Raw genomic sequence first — 16,308 nt, forward strand, 5'->3', positions numbered from 1 at the left:
GATGGATATCATCCAGCGCCGGGGGACCTACTGGGTCGAGCGCAAAGGGCAGATCTGGGCCCTGATGATGGCAGGGGTTCTGTTTGCGTGGTGGATGGTATTCGTACTATCCCCGGGACTCGCGGGAGAGCTCAGCATGACGGCGCTGGTGACGGGGACTGTTTTCCTGGTCATACCCGCCGCGGCACTCGTATTGTTTCCGGGCCGCACGTGCCGCTAATGCGTCACGGAACTTTCCCACGGACTTGTATCCCAGACGGAGTGCTCCTCATCGTCACCGGTGACCAGGATGGCAGCCACGAACTCATCGTGGTTCAGGACGTTGCCCTGGACCTGGCGCGAAGTCTCGCGCCTACGCCGGAGACGTAAGCGCCGAAACCGGACGGGTGCTTATGTGTTAACCGAGGTGTTCGGCATTCAGGGCGTCCGTGAGCAGGCCCACCAGCGCCTCGAGCTGAACTGACGCGGTCGACGAGTCGTCTTCCTCTGCGGCCCCGTCCAGCGCGCGTGCGGCGAGGCCAGACTTGCTGTCGATCAGCTCGGCGATCTTGGAGTCGATGGTGTGCGCGGCGATGATTCGCCACGCGGTCACGGGCTCGTCCTGCCCAATGCGGTGGATCCGGTCGATGGCCTGAGTCTGCTCGGCGTCGGTCCAGGAAAGCTCGGCCAGCACCAGGTTGGAGGCGACCTGCAGGTTCAGCCCCACTCCCGCGGCAGTCAGGGAGCACACCACAATCGATACCTCGGGATCGTCCACGAACGCGGCGATGTTCTTGGCGCGCACCTTGGGAGTCTGGTCTCCGCGGATGGAGGCGTAGCGGATGCCGCGGTCGGCGAAGATCTGCTCTGCCTTGTCCATGACGTCGATGTGCTTGGCGAAGAAGACCACCTTGCCCACGTTGCGGGAGAGCTGCGCCGCGTAGTCCGCGGCGAGCGCGGCCTTGGCCTGCCCGATCCGGCGGACCATGGTGAAGACGTTCTCCTCGCTGCTTCCGGAACTCGACTCCTTGAGCTCCGATGCCGCGACCCGGCGAACCAGGTCCAGGTCGATCTCGTCCCCAGCGTTGTGCGCCGGACGGGCCTGGATGGCGGCCGTGTAACGACCAACCAGCCGGCTGGCGAGAGCGGCCTCGGCCGCGAGAATCGACCGTCCGACTGCGCCGTCGAGTTCAACGGGGAGGTCGGCGACCCGGCGTGCCGGGATGTCTGCCACGACGTCGACCTTGTGGCGCCGCACAATTCCCATGTCAATCACGGTGGCGCGCGCTGCGGTGTTGAAGCCGGGATTGACGGGGGTAAGCCCCGTCTTCTCGAGAGCGGCCATCAACGGACCACGCGGCTTCTCGTCGTCGATCCAGCCGAGGAACTGCCAGATCGCGCGGAAGTCCTCGATGTCGTTGATGAGCGGGGTTCCGGTGAGCGCCATGAGCAGAGGCCGCGCGGCACGGGCGCGGATGCGCTCCGAGAGCGACAGAATGTGCTGGGATCGCTGTGAGCTCTTGTTCTTGATGAAGTGAGCCTCGTCGACGACCATTCCTCGGAAGCCGAGGTCTCCAAGCCATCCCACGTGGCGGTCCAGCAACTCGTAGTTCACGATCACGATGTCCGCGAACCCGTCGATGCGATCGCCGTCACCGTGAACCACAGTCGACTTTCGCTGGGGCGTCCAGAGTCGGACCTCGTTCTCCCAGTTGGTCTTCACCACGTTGGGCGCGACCACCAGCAGCGGGAAGGCATCGGCCGCCTGCGCGGCGAGCAGTGCCTGGGCCGTCTTGCCCAGGCCGGGCTCGTCGGCGAGCAGAAACGTGCGGTGTCCGCTGGCGGCAGCCGCGACAACCTGGGCCTGGTGAGGCATCAGTTCCCGGCCCGGGGGAGTGGGGACGGGCCGTGGTGCGGGCAGCGACATGCACGCGGGGGTACCGGCGCCGCCGACCTCGAAGGACTTGAACAACGGCTCGAGGAGTTCCCAGCCGGCCAGACGCCGGGCGTGCGACGCGTTGCGCTCCGCCGCTGCCTCGAAGTCGGGGGCCAGGAACGGGTTGGCCAGCTGTCGCGCGATCACGGACTGCGGCGCGGCTTGGCTCTTGGCACTGGAGGAGGTCGGAGTCGGAGCGACAGGCTCGGGCTCGGGTTCCTCGGGCGGCTCCATTCCGGCGGCACGCAGCACGGTCACCTTGAAGGCGCGCGCGGAATCTGAGACCCGGGCGTCCTCGGCGAGCAGCTGTAGTAGCGAGGTGTCGCGGACGGCGGTCTTGGCGAGGATGGTCGCCACCCCGTCGAGTTGCTTGAGCTTCTTGGTGCGGCCCGAGTCGCTCTGGGAATCGTCGGCCAGGACTCGGGTGCGTTCTTCTCGGACGAGCTGCGCCACTACCTGAAACTTGGTGCGGACCACCGGGCGCGTGGGCGGCTTCCGTACGGCGCGGTCGACTTCCTGGGCGATCTCCGCGAGCACCGAGAGGAGGCCCTGAGGGGTGGCACGGGGGTTCCGGCGCCGCTGTGAGCCGCGCTCGGGTCGCGCGCCACTGGAACGGCGTTGGCCTGCTTGTGCCACATCTCCTCCTTCATGAATCTACGCGCCGCTAGTGCGGCGCAACGCTTCATACAACAGCCGCGCCGGACTCGGCGGGGCGGGGACCGCAGCGCGTAAACCTGGGCCATGTGAGACCGAGGTCAGGGCCACGAGATCGGGCGCGGGGCCACTGGTAGCGGTTCCGCTGGCGTGACCCGCTGGCCGTGTTGATACCGATGGTTCCACGTGGCCGGGTAACACTGTGAATCACCGCGGATCACGGCCGTAGCCCTGCTCATCCACGGACAAGCCCGGGCGTGGTGCCCGGCACCCGCATGTATACCGTTCGGAACACGATGCTACCGGAAATTAGCGGGCATGTTTCAGAAGACGCGGCGGCGCACTCCGAAAGCGTAGGCGAACGCTCGCTCCTCGCGACGATGCGCATGGAGGGAAATATCTGACGTACCTTCGCGTTGCACTGTTCAGGTTGCACTGTTCAGTCTGACTACACGAACGCTCCCAATGGATTGAAGGATGATGATGAAGGCCACACTCATGTTTGGAGCGGGCGACGTGCGCGTCGTCGATGTCCCCGATGCCTCGATCGGCTCGCCTACGGATGCAGTGGTCCGCGTGGTGCGGGCGTGCATCTGTGGATCTGACCTTCACCCCTTCCACACGATGCCCGCGGGCGACAGGGGTCGGCCCATGGGCCACGAGGCCATCGGCGTGGTGGAAGAGATCGGCTCAGACGTCTCGCACATCGCCAAGGGCGACTTCGTTATTGTCCCGTTCGCGCTCGAGGACAACACCTGCGTTTTCTGCAGCGAGGGAGTGCACACCTCGTGTGTGCATGGCAGCTACCTCTCCGGCGGCCAGGCGGAGGCCGTGCGCGTGTCACAAGCCGACGGTTCTCTGGTCAAGGTGCCAGGGGTCGACGAACACGCGGACAACGATCTGCTGGCGTCACTGCTGACACTGTCTGACGTCTACCTGACCGGCTGGCACGCTGCTTTAAAGGGCGGCGTTGAGCCGGGCAAGATCGTCACCGTCATTGGGGACGGCGCCGTCGGTCTGTCAGCGGTGTTGGCCGCGCGCCAGATGGGGGCCCAGCAGATCATCCTGATGGGTCGGCACCAGACGCGTACCGATCTGGGGCGTGAATGGGGCGCGACGGACGTCGTGGCCGACCGCGGCCCGGACGGCGTTTCTCAGGTGATGGCACTGACGGCAGGAGAGGGCAGCCACATCGTGCTCGAAGCGGTTGGCCACATGCCCGCGTACGAGCAGGCGTATGGCGTAGTCCGGCCCGGGGGAGTCATCAGCCGCGTGGGAGTCCCGCAATACGAGTCAGCGCCGGTGGGCGTCGGCTCGCTCTTTGGCAAGAACATCACGCTGACGGGCGGCGTAGCCCCGGTGCGGGGCTACATCGAAGCGGCACTTCCCGACGTGCTCGAGGGGCGAATCGCGCCGGGCAAGGTATTCGACGTGGCGGTAGGACTGGACGGCGTTCCCGCTGGCTATGCGGCGATGGATGCGCGTGAGTCGCTCAAGGTAATGGTCGATCCCAGCCTCTGACGCCATCGGCCGCGGTGACGCTGCTGGAGGCCTGCGTCGTAGAGAGCGGGGCTGTGGTGGTGCAGTCGCGGCCGCTAAGAGGCCTTGGCGGCCTGCTTGCGAAGGTAGCGACGGTCGTCGTTAGCGTAGGCGTAGTAGAACCCGATGAGCAGCCCGCCGCCCACAAAGTTGCCCGCTAGCACGATGGCGATGTTGCCCAGCGCTAGCCCCACATCTATGCCCTGCGTGAGGCCGACGATCGTGAATAGGACGGTGTTGGCGACCGAGTGCTCGAAGCCGAGGAAGGCGAAGACGAAGACGCTGATGACCATGACGAGCGACTTGGTGAAGGCGTCCTTGATCATGCCGTTGTAGACCAGCACCATCGCGAGATTGATCATGAGGTTACACAGGATCGCGCGAACGAAGAGGTCGGACCAGCCAGACAGGCCCTCCGTCAGGAACGCGAGCTTATGATCCACAGAGTTCGCCATCTGCTCGCCGACGCCTCCGTTGGCGAGGGTCGAGCCCATCACCAGGATCGCGATCGCGAGTCCACCGATGAAGTTACCCGCGAAGCACAGCACCAGGATTCGCATGGACCGGTAGGCGGAGGTGCGACGGAAATACCCGCCGACGGCCACGAACATCATGTTCGACGTGAGCAGTTCCGACTTGCTGAAGTAGATGAAGACCAGCGCGAAGCCGAAGAACAGGGAGCCCAGAATGCGACCCACACCGATGAGGTCGACGCCGCCGATGTCGCTGAACACATCGAGCACCGAGTAGTACGTGAGGTACATGATGCCGATGATCGCGCCCGCCATCGCCGCACGCATCAGGTACACGCGAGCCAGGCCCCCGCTCATCGTGGTCTTCGCGTCAAGCGCGTCGAGCACCGTCGAGATGAACTGCTTGCCTGGGAACATCTGCCCCTGATCTGTCATGGGGTCTAGGTTCTCACGGTTTCGATTGCGCAATGCGGTGCATTGGTCCCGGTAGTTGGAAGATCCGTCACTCCCACCGCACGGTGCCGCCAGATTTCGCAGATTGGTTGGGCGGGTCGCACGCCGCAGCCGCCCGCGCGTGGCGGTAGTCTCGCTACGTGACACCCAGCGGCAAGGACAGCTCCGGCGGCCAGCGCGACCCGCGCCGCCCCATGCCGCCCTCGATCTCTCCCAACAGTGCGCCTCAGCGCCGATCGGTAGTGCCACCCACGCAGACCTCGCGGCCAGACCGCCCGTCGACCAGGACGTCTCCGCCTGCCGGCGCTCCGGCGCCGATGCCGCAGCAGAGTCAGCAGCAACGGCCACCGCAGGTTCAGAACCAACAGCGCCCGCCGCAACAACAACAGCGCCCACCGCAGCAGCCGATGCCGCAGCAGGCGCCCCCGCGCCCGCCCAAGAGGCGTCGCAAGCACCGCGGCTGCCGCACTGTCGCGGTGGTGTTGATCGGGCTGTTCGTGCTGTTCTGGGTGGCCTTCCTGCTCTGGGCGCAGTCCAACATCAACACGGTCGACGCGCTCAGCGGAGCGCCGGACACTCCCGGCGAGACGTACCTCATCGTGGGTTCGGACTCGCGCGAGGGATGGGATCACCCCGACTCGACTGAGGGTGCGCGCACCGACACGATCATGCTGCTCCACAAGCCGGAGAGCGGCCCCGTCGCGCTCATCAGCATCCCGCGGGACTCGTACGTCGAGATTCCCGGGTACAACAAGAACAAGATCAACGCGGCGTTCGCGTTCGGTGGCCCCGAACTCCTCGTCGAGACGGTCGAGGGCCTCACCGGGCTGACCGTGGACGCCTACTTCGAGATTGGGTTCACCGGCGTCGGGGAGATAGTGGACGCACTCGGAGGAGTCGAACTCTGCCACGACGCGGACGTCAGCGACGAGAAGAGCAAGATGGAATGGGAGGCCGGTTGCCACGTGGTGGGCGGCGACGACGCGCTGGCGTTCTCCCGGATGCGCTACTCCGACCCGCTGGGCGACATCGGCCGTACGCAGCGTCAGCAACAGCTGGTCAGCGTGGTCGCTCAGGACATCCTCGACCCCGCGACAATCCTCAACCCGTTCAAACTGGTTCCCCTCACGGCCGCTGGGCTCGATGCGTTCCGGGTGAGCGAGGGCACGGGAGTGTTTGACCTCGGCAAGTTCGCCTTGACCCTGCGGTCGGGCATGGGCGGCAACGCCGTCACCGGCACCCCGCCGATCGCGGACCTCGGCTACGGCGTCGACGGCGTCGGCTCGACCGTGCTGCTGGACCCCGACCAGATCGACGAGTTCTGGGACAAGATCGCCAACGGCGAGTTCGAGCCAGGCACCGAGGTTGGCGGCTTCAACTAGCGGTGGCGTTGCACCCGCGCTGCCAGCGCTGCGCGTGCTGCCGGCCACTCGCTGGCGATGATGGAGAACACCACCGTGTCCCTGAGCGTGCCGTCGTGCCAGACCTTGTGATTGCGCAGGACGCCGTCCTGCTTGGCGCCTAGGCGCGCAATCGCGGCGCGTGACTGAAGGTTGTGCCAGTGAGTGCGAAACTCCACCGCGTTGCAGGACAGGTCGTCGAAGGCCCGGGAGAGCAGCAGGAGCTTCATGGCGGGGTTGATCCCCGTGCCTTGCGCGTCGCGCCCCAGCCAGGTGCTGCCTATCTCGAGGCGGAGGTTGGGCTCGTCGATGTTCATGTAGGTGGTCATGCCGACCGCGCGCCCGGTGCGCGCATCCACCACAGCCCACGGCGCCATCGTGCCATCGCGCTGTTTCCCGAGCCGCGACTGGATCTCGTTAGCCATGGCCTCCGGTGCGGGAATGGACGTGGACCAGGTGCGCCACAGGTCGCCGACGGCCACGGAGTCGCTGAGGTCGCCCGCATGCGACGGCGCGAGCGGCTCGAGGCGAACAGTCGGGCCGGCTAGGACTGGGGTGTCGGCGAAGTTCACGGAATCGATGCTATCCGTTCGCTGCGTGAGGCCGCCGTCCGAGGCCAGCAAGCGACCGCTATTCGCAGACGACCCCATCGCCGTCGCGGTCCGTGTACCAGTCGTACTCGGGATTCTTTCCCTCGACGTAGGGGCCGAAGCCCGACGGCAGGTCCTTGCAGTACGGATACCGCTTGTCCAGTGCCGCTTCCGGCTCGGGCTTGGGGGCCGCGGGCTTCTCGGTGGCGGTCTTCTTCGGTTCGGGTTCGGGTTCGGGCTCCGGGGCCTGGCCGATGTTGTCAGCGATCACGGGCTGATCGCCGGCGTCCGGGAGCGCCTGTTCGGGGCACGTGGCCAGGACGCCGAGGATGGCGTCAAGCTCGCTCTGGGTGACCCACACGTCGTACTTGGCCTTGACGGCCACCTGCCTTGCGACGTATTCGCATCGGAAGGGCTTGTACGAGGGCAGCCAGGTGGCCGCGTCGCCGTCGCCCTTTTGTCGGTTGGCGCTCGCCTGCACCGGTTCCAGGTTCAGCGGGTCGTTCGCGAAAGCGACGCGCTGAGCGAACTCCCAGCCGGACGCTCCCTTCTGCCACGCGTCGGAGAGCGCCACGAGGTGGTCGACATCGACCTCACTCGCGCCGCCCTGCTCGAAGTGAATCCACGTTCCGGTGAACGGGTCGGGGAGGTCGCCCGCCAGCACCTTGCAGTTGCCGGACATCTCGCGGTTCTCGAGCCGCAGGTTGAGCATGTCGTTGCGCGTGTCGCACCCGTTGCGATCCACGTCCACCCAGCCGGAACCGAACTGATCGCGCTCGTAGCCGGTCTTGGCGGACTTGCCCTTGACGACCAGCGCTAGCGCCGCCGCCTCCGCGGTGCCCGATGCCGCCGAGGCTGTTTCGCTCGGCCTTGGTGACGGGGTGGGCTCGGGGCTGGCGCTCACCGCCGTCGCGGTCGGTGACGGACTCGGCTCGGCGGAGGGGCTCGCGCTGGACGAGGCGGATACCGCTCGGGCCAGGGTGTCGGCATCCGTGCTGACCGCGCATCCGGCTAGGACCAGGCTGACGACCAGCGGAACGGCGACGACGAAGGATCGCCACGTCGTCTTGCCGGGCCGTGCCGCCAGGCGCGTCCGCGAGGCGGCGCTACGCGTGGTCGAATTGGGCGCGTAGGACCCGTGTTCGTGTTGGTTTTGCATTTTCCCTCAGTCCCTCAGACTTCACTACTAAGGAATGTAGGGGACGGAAGGTTCCGCCGGAAGTTGCCGTGACGAGGGTCACGCAATTGTGATTCAGGAAGGCTTAGCTGGGGTCCGCTCGGCGGTTCCGAGCCCCCACCTCACACCCTTGGTCGCCAAGGATCCCTGCAGGCGGCCGATGCTCGGGCCCAGGCGGGGATTCAGTCCCAGTTCGTCGCGTGCCCAGCCAGGCAGTAATGCTACGGACCCGGCCGCCAGCATCTTGTACCCCGGGCGCACGGCCCACGGCAGCGGGGGTTCCTTGAGCAGGAAATGCGCGGTGTCGAGTGCCTCCGCCGTTGCCTCGAGCTCGGGCCGAAAGCCCTCGAGGCTCGCCGCGAGCTCGGCGACAGTCTGCGGCACTTCCGTTGCCCCGAGCGCAGAGGCGACCCTGCCGGACTGGGCCACGTACTCGTCGGCCTCCGCGTCGGTGAGTTTGCGCGCGCCAAACTCCTGATGGGCTCGCAAAAAGGAGTCGGCCTCCGCAAGATGCACCCAGAGCAGGAGGTGAGGGTCGCTCGCGCGGTAGGGGCGGCCGTCCGCGGCCTTGCCCCTGACACGCTCGTGCACCGCGCGCACGCGGTCGACCATCTCCTGGGCGTCGTCCGCCATGCCGAACGTGGTGAAGGCGAGGAACGTAGACGTGCGCGCGAGCCGACCCCAGGGATCGCCTCGGTAGCCGGAGTGGCCGGCGACCCCCGCCATCGCTAGCGGATGCAGCGACTGCAGCAGGAGGGCGCGAAGCCCCCCAACGAACGTCGACGCGTCGCCGTGCACCCTGCGCATCGGGCTATCGGGCGGAAACCAACGGGGACCGGGGGTGTTGTGAATCTTGTTCCGCGCGTCGTAGCCGCCGGGGCCGGCGATCTTGGTGAAGATGGCGTCGCCCACGCGCGACCGCATGCGCTCGATGGGGTTCGCGGTAGTGGTCACTCTTCCAGTATCACCCGGCCCGCGGGAGTGCTCGACTGCCGCGGGCCCGGTGAGCCGTGGCTAGCGGTTCTGGTCTACCGGCTTGGCGCCCCAGATGCGGTCGAGGTAATCCTGGATGGACCGGTCCGAGGAGAAGTATCCGGAGCGCGCGACATTGAGGACCGCAGACCGGCTCCACGCCTCCTGGTCCGCGTACGCCTCCTCGACGCGCGTCTGCGCATCGAGGTACGGACGGAAGTCGGCGAGCGCCATGAAGCGGTCGGACTGCAGGAGGCTGGACACCACGGGTGCGAACGCGGAGGCGTCGCCGTTGGCGAAGATGCCCGACGAGATCATGTCGAGCGCCGCGCGTAGCTCGCGGTCGCCCTCGTAGAACGCGTGCGGGTGGTAGCCGTCAGCCTCGAGGGTCGCCGCGGCAGGCTCGTCCATTCCGAACAGGAAGAAGTTGTCGTCTCCGACGAGCTTGCGGATCTCTACGTTGGCGCCGTCGTCAGTGCCAATGGTGAGCGCGCCGTTGAGGGCGAACTTCATGTTCCCGGTGCCGGACGCCTCCTTGCCCGCGAGGGAGATCTGCTCGGACAGGTCCGCGGCGGGGACCAGCGACTCGGCGAGAGTGACGTTGTAGTTGGCCGGGAAGGCGACCTTGAGGCGGCCCTGGAGCGAGGCATCGGCGTTGATAGTGGATCCCACCGCATTGATCAGTGCGATGGTCTCCTTGGCCATGTAGTAACCGGGAGCCGCCTTGGCCCCGAACACGAACGTGCGGGGAGTGACCTGGTCGAGGGGCAGACGGCCAGAACGGATGCCCTCGTACAGCGAGACGATGTGGAGAAGTTTGAGGCTCTGACGCTTGTACTCGTGCAGTCGCTTGACCATCGCGTCGACCATCGCGTCGCCCGCGATCTCGATGCCGTCGCGCTGCATCAACACGTCTGCGAACCGGCGCTTGTTGGCGAGCTTGATCTCACGGAAGCGGCGCCGGAACTCAGCGTCCTCCGCGAGGGGCTCTAGCTCGCGCAGGCGCTCCAGGTCCGTGATCCAGCCGTCGCCGATGGACTCGGTGATGAGGCCAGACAGTTTGGGGTTCGCCAGGCGCACAAAGCGTCGCGGGGTGACACCGTTGGTCACGTTGGTGAACTTGTCCGGCCACATCTGCGCGAAGTCGCTGAGGACCTTGTCCGCGAGCAACTGCGAGTGCAGTTCCGCCACGCCGTTGACGCGGAAGCCCGCGACGGTGGCCAGGTGAGCCATGCGAACCGAGCGAACGGGGTGTTCGCCGAAGATCGACATGCGATCCACGCGGGCGTCGTCGCCGGGGTACTGGGCGCGAACCTGCGCGAGGAACTCCTCGTTGATGCGGTCGATGATCTCGAGGTGGCGGGGGAGGAGGCGACCCAACAGTTCCACTGGCCACGTCTCAAGCGCCTCGGGCAGCAGCGTGTGGCACGTGTAGGCGAACACCTTCTGCGCGACGGCCCACGCCGCGTCCCAGTCCCACTGACGCTCGTCGACCAGCAGGCGCATGAGCTCGGGCACCGCGATGACCGGGTGGGTGTCGTTGAGCTGGAACGTGATGCGCTCGGGGAGGTTGGCGAGGTCGTAGTCCGCCGGCAGCACCTGCTCGATGAAGTCGCGCAGCGAGCACGCGACAAAGAAGTACTGCTGCTGAAGACGCAGCTCCTTGCCCTGCGGCGTGGAGTCCTCCGGGTACAACACCTTCGAGATGTTCTCCGCGAACGTCTGCGCGCGCACGGCCTCTACGTAGTCGCCCGAATTAAAAATCTGGAGGTCGAACGCCTTGGTGGCCTCGGCGCTCCACAGCCGTAGCGTGTTCACGCGGCCGTTGCCGAAGCCAGGCACCATGTAGTTATAGGGGATGCCCATGACCTGCCACGCGGGAACCCAGCGGCGCGCGCCCTCGGGGCCATCCGTGACGGCCTCCGTGCGGCCACCGAAGTGAACCTCGATGGCGTTCTCGGGGTGCGGGAACTCCCAGGGGGATCCCAGGCGCAGCCAGTTGTCGGGCGTCTCTACCTGACGACCGTCCACAAACGTCTGGCGGAAGATGCCGTACTCGTACCGGATGCCGTAGCCGATGGACGGCACGTTCTTGGTCGCGAGCGAGTCGATGAAACAGGCCGCGAGGCGCCCCAGGCCGCCGTTACCGAGACCGGGCTCAATCTCCACGCCGCGTAGGTCGTCGACGCTGATGCCCAGCGCAGCGAGCGCCTCGTTGGCGACTCCGTCGAGGTCGGCCGCGAGCAGACTGTTCTCCAGCTGCGGGCCGAGCAGGAACTCTGCTGACAGGTACGCGACCGTCTTGGCCTGGTCGCTGTACTGGTTGCGCAGGGTCTCGAGCCAGCGTTCCATCAGGTAGTGACGGACGGTGCGCGCCAAGGCCAGGTACTTGTCGTTCTCTGAGGCGCGATCGAGGTCCACCCCCTGCCCAAAGTTGAGTTCGCGGAGAAACTCGCGCGTAAAGCTCTCGACGGTGTGTTCACGGGCGGCAATGGGGGGAGTATTAGCGTTCACACCCATGAATCTAGTCGCTCTGGTGGACCCGCACCACCAGCTCCACCCAGTTTTAACCTGACGGAAACGCCCCAGTTCGAGGCTGTCGCGCGCGTGTCACCGCTCGCCAACGTCCCTGTTTGCCGCACGTCGCAGTAGGATCAGCGAGGACCTCGCGCCGACGACTCACGTCCGTCCGCAGGCCACGAACGTAGCCTTGCCGACCGTCGGCTCTGGGGCCCACGGGTGAGGAGCTCACATTTCTATGATTAAGCAGAAGACGAGCGCCTCGTTGGCGTGGCTCAGTACTAGCCGCGGCAAGAGCGTCGTGACCGTGTGGCTGATCGTCCTGCTGATGTCCGGCCAGGGCTTCCGATTCCTGCTCGGCCTGCCGGCGTTCGGAGTGCTGGTGGCGCTGACCATCGCCGCGGTCGTCCTCAGTTTTCGCACCCCGTGGGGCAAGCTCAAGATCCCACACGTGCTGATGGCCTTCGTGGGCCTGGCGGTGCTGAGCATCGGCTGGTCCGCTACCCGACCCGTCACCATCCTCGCCTCGCTCGTGATGGTGCTGACCACCTACGTCGCCGTGGTCACGGTGCGCGGGCACTCCAACGTTCGCTTCATGGAGTTGCTGTATCGCGGGCTCCAGATCAGCCTCTTGGGCGGGCTCCTCTTTGAGCTCGTGGTGGCGACGCTCTACCGCTCGGATGTGTTCCCCGTCGTGAACGACCTGACGTCTATCGCAGGCACGTCGCCGGACCCATGGTCAGAGAACAACCTGTTCGCAGGAGGGCCGATTCAGGGCTTCGTGGGTAACCGCAACCCCTTCGGCGCGATCGCGCTGTTCACCGCGATCGTCGCCTTCATCCTGATGCTCGAGAAGCGCATCAGCAGGACCGATGCGCTGCTCACCCTGGCGGCCGCAGGCGCCGTTCACCTTCTGACGATGTCCGCCACAGTTAGCGCCTCCGCGATCTACATCGTGGTGCTCGCGGTGGCGGGGCTGATCATCCGCGCCGCTCCCGCCTCGCTGAAACGAGTGCTGTCGTTCACGGTGCTCGGGTGTACAGCGGCGGTGGCCATTCTCACGCTGAAGTACCGCGACCTCATCTTTGGCCTGTTCGACCGCGGCGGCGACGTCACCAACCGCACCGAGCTGTGGCACGAGGTCATTGCGTACGCGATGCAACGGCCCGAGGGGTGGGGCTTCGTGGGGTACTGGCCCGTGTGGGAGAGCCCGTACAAGAACATCGTCGACGACACGGGAGTCTTCGCCACGCACGCGCACAACGCGTACCTTGACTCCTGGCTCCAACTGGGGCTGATCGGACTCGCGCTCATCATCGTGATAGTCGTGCTGCTGTTCGGCAGCACCTGGCGCCTGGTCGAGCGCGCGGGTCGAGGCGACACGTTCATCCCGCTGGGATGGGCGATGCTCACCGGCGCGATGGCGATTCAGGCGTTGACCGAGTCCCGCATGCTCGTGGAAGGCGGTTGGTTCCTGTTGGTGGCGCTGTACTGCATGGGCCCACAGGTATTTACCTTGACGCTGGTGGACCCGGACCTGGTTCACGCAGGAACCAAGCAACGAATCGACGCCAAGATCGCGTTTAAGGAGAAGTAGCGTCCCGCCTAGTGGCGGTGCTTCTTCGCCTTCTTCTCGGCGGCCTTCGCAGCGTCCGCGTTGCGCTGGTGGACGTGATGTGCGTGTGCGGCCGCGCCGACGATTCCCGCCTGATTCAACAGTTCAGCGGGGACGATGGGCGCGCGTAGCCTGAGCTTGGGAAGGAACTCCTTGGAGTGCTTGGAGACTCCTCCACCCACGATGATCAGGTCGGGCCAGAGCAGCTTCTCCATCTCGGAGTAGTACCTCTGCAGATGCACGATCCACTCGTCCATCGACAGGTTGTGCCGCTCGCGAGATGACTCCGCGGCGTACTCCTCGGCCTCCACGCCATCGATCTCGCTATGGCCAAACTCGGTGTTGAGCACCAGCGTGCCGTCGACGATCAGCGCGGTGCCGATTCCAGTCCCGAGCGTGGTCAGCAGGATGGATCCGTCGCGTTCGTGCGCGGCGCCGTACTTGAACTCGCCGTAGCCGGCGGCGTCGGCATCGTTGAGGACGACCACGTCGTGGCCCGCGTAGTCGCGGATGATTTGACGCAGGTTGGTGCCGATCCACTGATCGTCAACGTTGGCCGCGGTCTTGACGATGCCGTCCTGAATGACCCCGGGAAAGGTGACTCCGACGGACATCTTGCGGGAGGGCTCGAAGCGCGCGATGACTTCCGCGACGGTCCTAGCCACCGCATCGGGCGTAGAAGGCTGGGGCGTGGGAATCCGGTAGCGATCCTCGGTGAGTTCGCCGGTTCTAAGGTCGACGGGGGCGCCCTTGATGCCGCTCCCGCCGATGTCAACTCCGAGTGCGATGTGTTTGCTCATGGCAGTGTCAGAACCTCCGGGCCTGATTCAGTGATGACTATGGTGTGCTCAAACTGTGCGACCCACGCGCTGGAATTGGTCACGACGGTCCAGCCGTCGTTCCACTCCTGGCTCGCCTCGGACCCGTCGACCAGCATCGGCTCGACGGTGAAGACCATGCCGGGCTCGATGACGTCCGCGTGGTCCGGTGCGGCGTCGTAGTGGGGGATCACCAGCCCGGTGTGAAACGCGGGGCCCACCCCGTGGCCGGTGTAGTTCTGGACGGATTCAAACCCAAAGCGAGAGGCGTACTTCTCGATGACGCGGCCGATCACGTTGACCTCGCGCCCCGCCTGGGCGGCCCTGATGCCGCGCATCATCGCCTCGTGGGTGGCCTCGACGAGTTTGCGGGAGCGGTCGGTGCCCTCGCCGGCGATGAATGAACCGCAATTGTCGCCGTGCATGGAGTTCTTGTAGGCGGTGATGTCGACCTTCACGATGTCGCCGTCCTGAATCACGGTGGAGTCGGGGATGCCGTGGCAGATCACCTCGTTGACCGACGTGCACAGCGACTTGGGAAATGGTGGCCGGCCCGCAGCGCCGGGGTACCCAAGCGTGGACGGGTAGGCGCCGTTGTCGAGGATGAACTCGTGTCCGATCCGGTCGAGTTCATCGGTCGTCACTCCGGGCGCAACGTTCTTGCCGACCTCGGCGAGCGCCTGCGCTGCGATCTTGGCGCTGATACGAATGCGCTCGATCGCCTCGGCGGTGTGGACGTCGCCGCCGCCCCACCTCGCGGTGCGCTTCTTGCCGACATAGTCTGGGCGAGCGATGCCCTTAGGTACGGTGCGTAGTGGAGACACCACGCCTTTGCTGATGCTCTCGCGTACGGGTCCCATACCTGGCAGTCTATAAGTGGAGGAGACACTCATGTCATCAGATGCCGAACAGAAGCCCGAGTATTTCTTTAATGCTCGCACTAAGATGGTCGAAAAGGGCCGCCTCAGCTCGTGGGAGGACGTCATGGGGCCTTATGACACGCCCGAGGAGGCGCAGCTCGCGCTCGAGACGGCCAACAAGCGCAGCAAGTCGTGGGACGATGCGGACGACAAATGGCGTGGCGAGGGCTCCTGATTCCCGCCGCTTTACTGACTCGCCAGACCTGCTTGCGCGACCTCTAAGGGAGTACTGACGTGGACATCGATCATTCCGTCGTGGACCAGCGGGTAGCCACCGGGACACTTCCCCGAGCCAACGATGTCGCTCAACTGGTGCAGGACTCCTACAACCACGCCTTGCCCCACAGGGAGGGCGAGGTGGCCAGCTACATCCCGGAGCTCGCCAACGCGAATCCGGAGAGCCTCGCGGTAGTCGCCGCGCAGGTCGATGGCGTGGTGCACGCGGTAGGCGACGCGGCCACCGAGTTCTCGATCCAGTCCATCTCGAAGGCGTTCGTCTACGCGTTGGCGTGCCACGCGCTCGGTCACGGGGTGGTGCGTGACGCGGTGGGGGTCAACAACACGGGCTTGCCGTTCAACTCGGTCATGGCCATTGAACTCAACGACGGCCACCCCATGAACTCGATGGTCAACGCGGGCGCCATCGCCACGACGGCCATGATTCCGGGCCAGACCGAGGCGGTCCGGTGGGACCACATCAGGTCCGGGCTGTCCGACTTCGCCGGGCGCGAGTTGCACATTGACGATGAGGTCTACCGATCCGAGTCCGCGACCAATCAGCACAATCAGGCGCTGGGGCGGCTACTTCAGAGCTATGGCAAACTGCAGCGAGATCCGCTGGAATCGGTTGATGTCTACACCCGTCAGTGCTCGCTAGCGCTGACGGCGTCGGACCTTGCGGTCATGGGTTCCACCCTGGCCAACGGTGGCGTCAACCCCGTCACCAAGGACCAGGTGGTTTCCGCCGAGGTGTGCCGCGACGTCCTCGCCATCATGGCGACCACGGGCATGTACCAGCGCTCAGGGGAGTGGCTGTTCGAGATCGGCCTGCCGGCCAAGTCCGGAGTCGCCGGCGGAATCGTGGCCGTCGCCCCTGGCAAGGGCGGCATCGCGACGTTCTCGCCTCGCCTAGACCACGCCGGCAACAGCGTGCGCGGGATTCACGCCACCTCGTACCTGTCGAAGGCGCTGGCCCTGAACCTGTTCGCGTCCCAGCCTTACGTCGACTAGCAACTAGCGACTGAGGACCAGGGACTCCAGAG

14 protein-coding genes are annotated in these 16,308 nt (G+C 65.8%); 6 read left to right on the plus strand and 8 right to left on the minus strand.

The annotated features are described in order from the left end of the window. Position 1 precedes the first annotated feature (1 nt). Positions 2 to 220 carry a hypothetical protein gene (locus ACQU6B_RS05285; RefSeq protein WP_430868998.1) on the plus strand — a complete coding sequence of 73 codons (219 nt, stop codon included), beginning with the start codon at positions 2 to 4 and terminating at the stop codon, positions 218 to 220. Between the two features lie 177 nt (positions 221 to 397). Here ACQU6B_RS05285 and ACQU6B_RS05290 read toward each other — a convergent pair whose 3' ends face one another. After that, positions 398 to 2,551, minus strand: coding sequence for a DEAD/DEAH box helicase (locus ACQU6B_RS05290; RefSeq protein ID WP_430868999.1), 2,154 nt, complete (start codon positions 2,549 to 2,551; stop codon positions 398 to 400). Positions 2,552 to 3,052: 501 nt separating this feature from the next. Here ACQU6B_RS05290 and ACQU6B_RS05295 point away from each other — a divergent pair. Beyond that, the gene (locus ACQU6B_RS05295) at positions 3,053 to 4,090 is read left to right on the plus strand and encodes a zinc-binding dehydrogenase (RefSeq protein ID WP_430869214.1); all 1,038 of its coding nucleotides are present in this window, start codon (positions 3,053 to 3,055) and stop codon (positions 4,088 to 4,090) included. A gap of 74 nt (positions 4,091 to 4,164) precedes the next feature. Here the strand turns inward: ACQU6B_RS05295 and ACQU6B_RS05300 are convergent, their stop codons facing one another. Next, complete coding sequence (locus ACQU6B_RS05300; RefSeq protein ID WP_430869000.1) at positions 4,165 to 5,016, minus strand: formate/nitrite transporter family protein; 852 nt, start codon at positions 5,014 to 5,016, stop codon at positions 4,165 to 4,167. Between the two features lie 158 nt (positions 5,017 to 5,174). On the opposite strand from ACQU6B_RS05300, the gene ACQU6B_RS05305 reads away from it, so the two are divergent. Further along, positions 5,175 to 6,416, plus strand: coding sequence for an LCP family protein (locus ACQU6B_RS05305; RefSeq protein WP_430869001.1), 1,242 nt, complete (start codon positions 5,175 to 5,177; stop codon positions 6,414 to 6,416). Here the strand turns inward: ACQU6B_RS05305 and ACQU6B_RS05310 are convergent. The 4 genes from ACQU6B_RS05310 to ACQU6B_RS05325 all read right to left on the minus strand — a co-directional run bounded on the left by ACQU6B_RS05310 (position 6,413) and on the right by ACQU6B_RS05325 (position 11,693). After that, positions 6,413 to 7,006 (minus strand): GNAT family N-acetyltransferase, encoded by a 594-nt coding sequence (locus tag ACQU6B_RS05310; protein ID WP_430869002.1) that lies wholly within the window; start codon positions 7,004 to 7,006, stop codon positions 6,413 to 6,415. The two genes, ACQU6B_RS05305 and ACQU6B_RS05310, sit on opposite strands and share 4 nt — an antisense overlap. A gap of 58 nt (positions 7,007 to 7,064) precedes the next feature. After that, on the minus strand, positions 7,065 to 8,183 hold the full coding sequence (locus ACQU6B_RS05315) for a GmrSD restriction endonuclease domain-containing protein (RefSeq protein WP_430869003.1): 1,119 nt from the start codon (positions 8,181 to 8,183) through the stop codon (positions 7,065 to 7,067). 93 nt (positions 8,184 to 8,276) lie between these two features. Beyond that, positions 8,277 to 9,155: an oxygenase MpaB family protein gene (locus ACQU6B_RS05320; protein ID WP_430869004.1), complete on the minus strand. Its 879-nt coding sequence runs from the start codon at positions 9,153 to 9,155 to the stop codon at positions 8,277 to 8,279. Between the two features lie 60 nt (positions 9,156 to 9,215). Continuing rightward, on the minus strand, positions 9,216 to 11,693 hold the full coding sequence (locus ACQU6B_RS05325) for a glycogen/starch/alpha-glucan phosphorylase (RefSeq protein WP_430869005.1): 2,478 nt from the start codon (positions 11,691 to 11,693) through the stop codon (positions 9,216 to 9,218). Between the two features lie 238 nt (positions 11,694 to 11,931). On the opposite strand from ACQU6B_RS05325, the gene ACQU6B_RS05330 reads away from it, so the two are divergent. Further along, positions 11,932 to 13,290 (plus strand): O-antigen ligase family protein, encoded by a 1,359-nt coding sequence (locus ACQU6B_RS05330; protein WP_430869006.1) that lies wholly within the window; start codon positions 11,932 to 11,934, stop codon positions 13,288 to 13,290. A gap of 8 nt (positions 13,291 to 13,298) precedes the next feature. On the opposite strand, the gene ppgK is transcribed toward ACQU6B_RS05330, so the two are convergent. Both ppgK and map read right to left on the minus strand, forming a co-directional pair. After that, the gene (ppgK, locus tag ACQU6B_RS05335) at positions 13,299 to 14,108 is read right to left on the minus strand and encodes a polyphosphate--glucose phosphotransferase (RefSeq protein ID WP_430869007.1); all 810 of its coding nucleotides are present in this window, start codon (positions 14,106 to 14,108) and stop codon (positions 13,299 to 13,301) included. Further along, positions 14,105 to 14,986: a type I methionyl aminopeptidase gene (map, locus tag ACQU6B_RS05340; RefSeq protein ID WP_430869008.1), complete on the minus strand. Its 882-nt coding sequence runs from the start codon at positions 14,984 to 14,986 to the stop codon at positions 14,105 to 14,107. The genes ppgK and map overlap by 4 nt, the downstream gene beginning before the upstream one ends. A gap of 31 nt (positions 14,987 to 15,017) precedes the next feature. Between map and ACQU6B_RS05345 the strand changes: the two genes are divergently transcribed. Continuing rightward, the gene (locus tag ACQU6B_RS05345) at positions 15,018 to 15,221 is read left to right on the plus strand and encodes a hypothetical protein (protein ID WP_430869009.1); all 204 of its coding nucleotides are present in this window, start codon (positions 15,018 to 15,020) and stop codon (positions 15,219 to 15,221) included. 59 nt (positions 15,222 to 15,280) lie between these two features. Then, complete coding sequence (gene glsA, locus ACQU6B_RS05350; RefSeq protein WP_430869010.1) at positions 15,281 to 16,276, plus strand: glutaminase A; 996 nt, start codon at positions 15,281 to 15,283, stop codon at positions 16,274 to 16,276. Positions 16,277 to 16,308: the final 32 nt, after the last annotated feature.

The organism is Demequina aurantiaca (assembly GCF_050598105.1).
GTDB classification, from domain to species: Bacteria; Actinomycetota; Actinomycetes; order Actinomycetales; family Demequinaceae; genus Demequina; species Demequina aurantiaca_A.